This is a genomic window from Kitasatospora sp. NPDC005751, from assembly GCF_040630835.1.
Classification (GTDB): Bacteria; Actinomycetota; Actinomycetes; order Streptomycetales; family Streptomycetaceae; genus Kitasatospora.
The window spans coordinates 1-2997 of sequence record NZ_JBEXYC010000147.1 but is presented as its reverse complement, the minus strand read 5'-3'; the positions used below and the strand labels follow the sequence as shown (position 1 = coordinate 2997).

At 69.1% G+C, this 2997-nt stretch carries 2 protein-coding genes; both read right to left on the bottom strand.

The features are described from left to right. Positions 1-108: 108 nt before the first annotated feature. Entirely contained in the window at positions 109-1344 is a 1236-nt protein-coding gene (gene mmsB / locus ABZ497_RS36680) for a multiple monosaccharide ABC transporter permease (RefSeq protein ID WP_329485146.1), read from the bottom strand. 3 nt (positions 1345-1347) lie between these two features. Continuing rightward, positions 1348-2895 (bottom strand): multiple monosaccharide ABC transporter ATP-binding protein, encoded by a 1548-nt coding sequence (gene mmsA / locus ABZ497_RS36675; protein WP_359812460.1) that lies wholly within the window; start codon positions 2893-2895, stop codon positions 1348-1350. Between the last annotated feature and the right edge of the window lie 102 nt (positions 2896-2997).

Sequence of the window (2997 nt, the reverse complement as noted above, 5' to 3'; positions counted from 1 at the left end):
GTCGGGGGCGCGGGATTCAGGGGGGAGCCGTGCCGGGCGGCGGTGTTCCCCCGGTCGGGGGCCGGGTGGTGGAGGCGCCCCACCCGTCCCCGCGCAGCCGTTCCCGGGTCAGGAGCCGGCCCTGCGCTTGTTGTAGACGTCGAAGCCGACGGCTGCCAGCAGCACCAGGCCCTTGATCACCTGCTGGTAGTCGGTGCCGATCCCGACCAGTGACATGCCGTTGTTGAGCACGCCCAGCACCAGGCCGCCGATGATGGCGCCGAGCACGGTGCCCACGCCGCCGCTGGCGGAGGCGCCGCCGATGAACGCGGCGGCGATCGCCTCCAGCTCGAAGTTGATGCCGGCCTGCGGCGTGCCGGCGTTGAGCCTCGCGGCGAAGACCAGCCCGGCGAGCGCCGCGAGGACGCCCATGTTGGTGAAGGCGAGGAAGACGACCCGCCTGCTCTTCACTCCGGACAGCTTGGCCGCCGCCTCGTTGCCGCCGATGGCGTAGGTGTGCCGCCCGATGATCGAGTTGCGCATCAGATAGCCGAAGGCGACCAGCAGCGCGCCGAGGATCAGCAGCACGATCGGCACGCCGTGGTAGCTGGCCAGCAGCAGCGTGAAGACCACCACGGCCGCGGTGATCACGGCGAGCTTGGCGAGGAACAGCCCGAGCGGGAGCGGCTCCAGCCCGTACGAGGCGGTCTGCCGCCGGCCGCGCACCTCCTGGAGGACCGCGACGGCCAGCACGGCGAGGCCCAGCAGGAGGGTGAGGTTGTGGTAGTCGGTGTGCGGGCCCACCTCGGGGAGGAAGCCGCTGCTGATGCTCTGGAAACCCTTGGGGAACGGCGCCACCGACTGCCCCTGGAGGAGGATCTGGGTGCCGCCGCGGAACAGCAGCATGCCCGCCAGGGTGACGATGAACGACGGGATGCCCAGGTAGGCGATCCAGAAGCCCTGCCAGGCGCCGGCGAGCGCGCCGATCACCAGCGCGGCCAGCAGCGCCACGGGCCAGGGCAGGTGGTGCTTGACCATCATCACCGCGGCGGCCGCCCCGACGAAGGCGGCCAGGGAACCGACCGAGAGGTCGATGTGCCCGGCGATGATGACGATCATCATGCCGATCGCCAGGATGAGGATGTAGCCGTTCTGCTGGATCAGGTTGGTGATGTTGAGCGGCTGGAGCAGGATGCCGTCGGTCCAGAACTGGAAGAGCAGCACGATGAGTGCGAGAGCGACCAGCATGCCGTACTGGCGTACGTTGCCGCTCAGCGCGCGGGCCAGCACGCCGCCGACGGACGGGCTCGGGCCGCCCCGCGGTGCCTTCGGGGACGAATCCGGGATGATCTCGGTCTGGGCCATGCCTCACACCTGCTCGTTGCTGGATGCGGCGCTCATGGTCATGAGCCGCATGAGGGATTCCTGGGTGGCGTCCGCCCGGGCCACCTCACCGGTGATCCGGCCTTCGGCCATGGTGTAGATCCGGTCGCACAGACCCAGGAGTTCGGGGAGTTCGGACGAGATGACGAGCACGGCCTTGCCCTGGGCGGCGAGTTCGGCGATGACGGTGTAGATCTCCGCCTTCGCGCCGACGTCGATGCCGCGGGTGGGCTCGTCGAGGATCAGCACCTCCGGTCCGGCGAAGATCCACTTGCTGAGGACGACCTTCTGCTGGTTGCCGCCGCTGAGCGTGCCGGTCCGGGTGAACACCGTCGGCGCCTTGATGTTCATCGTCCGTCGGAAGGTCTCGGCGACCCGGGTCTCCTCGTGCCGGTCGACCCGGCCGAACCGGGTGACCTTGCCGAGCGCGCTCAGCGAGATGTTCCGGCTGATGTCGTCGATGAGGTTGAGACCGAGTTGTTTGCGGTCCTCGGTGACGTACGCGATGCCGTGCCCGATCGCTTCGGGCACCGTACGGGTGCGGATCTCCCGGCCGTGCAGCCGCACCCGGCCGCCGGCCCACCGGCCGTACGAACGGCCGAACACGCTCATGGCCAGCTCGGTGCGGCCGGCGCCCATCAGACCGGCGATGCCGACGATCTCGCCGCGCCGCACGTTCAGCGAGGCTCCGTCCACCACCGTGCGCTGCTGGTCGATCGGGTGCCGGACGCTCCAGTCCTCGACCTCGAACGCGACCTCGCCGACGTCCCGGGTGCGCTCGGGGTAGCGGTGTTCCAGGTCGCGGCCGACCATGCCGCGGATGATCCGCTCCTCGGCGATGCCCTCGGAGCCGATCGCGATGGTCTCGATGGTCCGGCCGTCGCGCAGGATGGTCACGGCGTCCGCGACCCGGGCGATCTCGTTCAGCTTGTGCGAGATGATGATGCACGAGATGCCGCGCGCCTTGAGTTCCAGGATCAGGTCGAGCAGCTTGCGGCTGTCCTCGTCGTTCAGCGCGGCGGTCGGCTCGTCCAGGATGAGCAGTTTGACCTCCTTGGCCAGCGCTTTGGCGATCTCGACCAACTGCTGCTTGCCGACCCCGAGATCGGCGACCCTGGTGTGGGGGCTCTCGTCGAGGCCGACCTGCCGGAGCAGTTCGGCGGCGTGGGTGAGGGTCCGGTGCCAGCTGATGATGCCCCGGCTGGCGTGCTCGTTGCCGAGGAAGATGTTCTCGGCGATGGACAGGTAGGGCACCAGGGCGAGCTCCTGGTGGATGATCGCGATGCCGAGCCGCTCGCTGGCCCGGATGTCCTTGAACCGGCAGGGTTCGCCCTCGAAGAGGATCTCGCCCTCGTAACTGCCGTGCGGGTAGACCCCGCTGAGCACCTTCATCAGGGTGGACTTGCCGGCGCCGTTCTCACCGCAGACGGCGTGCACCTGGCCCGCCGAGACGGTCAGGTTGACCTGGGAGAGCGCCTTGACGCCGGGGAACGACTTGCTGATCGACCGCATTTCGAGAACGGGTCCGGCCATGGCTGTGCATCCGTATCGTTCGGGGTGGTGGGGGGGGGGGGGGGGCCCCACAAAAAACACCAGAGAGTAGAAGGGGCACAGAACAACGGGGAGGGGGGGGGA

Excerpts from the sequence above, each read along its gene's own strand:
- mmsB (WP_329485146.1), bottom strand. The coding sequence starts at position 1,344 with ATGGCCCAGACCGAGATCATCCCGGATTCGTCCCCGAAGGCACCGCGG.
- mmsA (WP_359812460.1), bottom strand. The coding sequence starts at position 2,895 with ATGGCCGGACCCGTTCTCGAAATGCGGTCGATCAGCAAGTCGTTCCCC.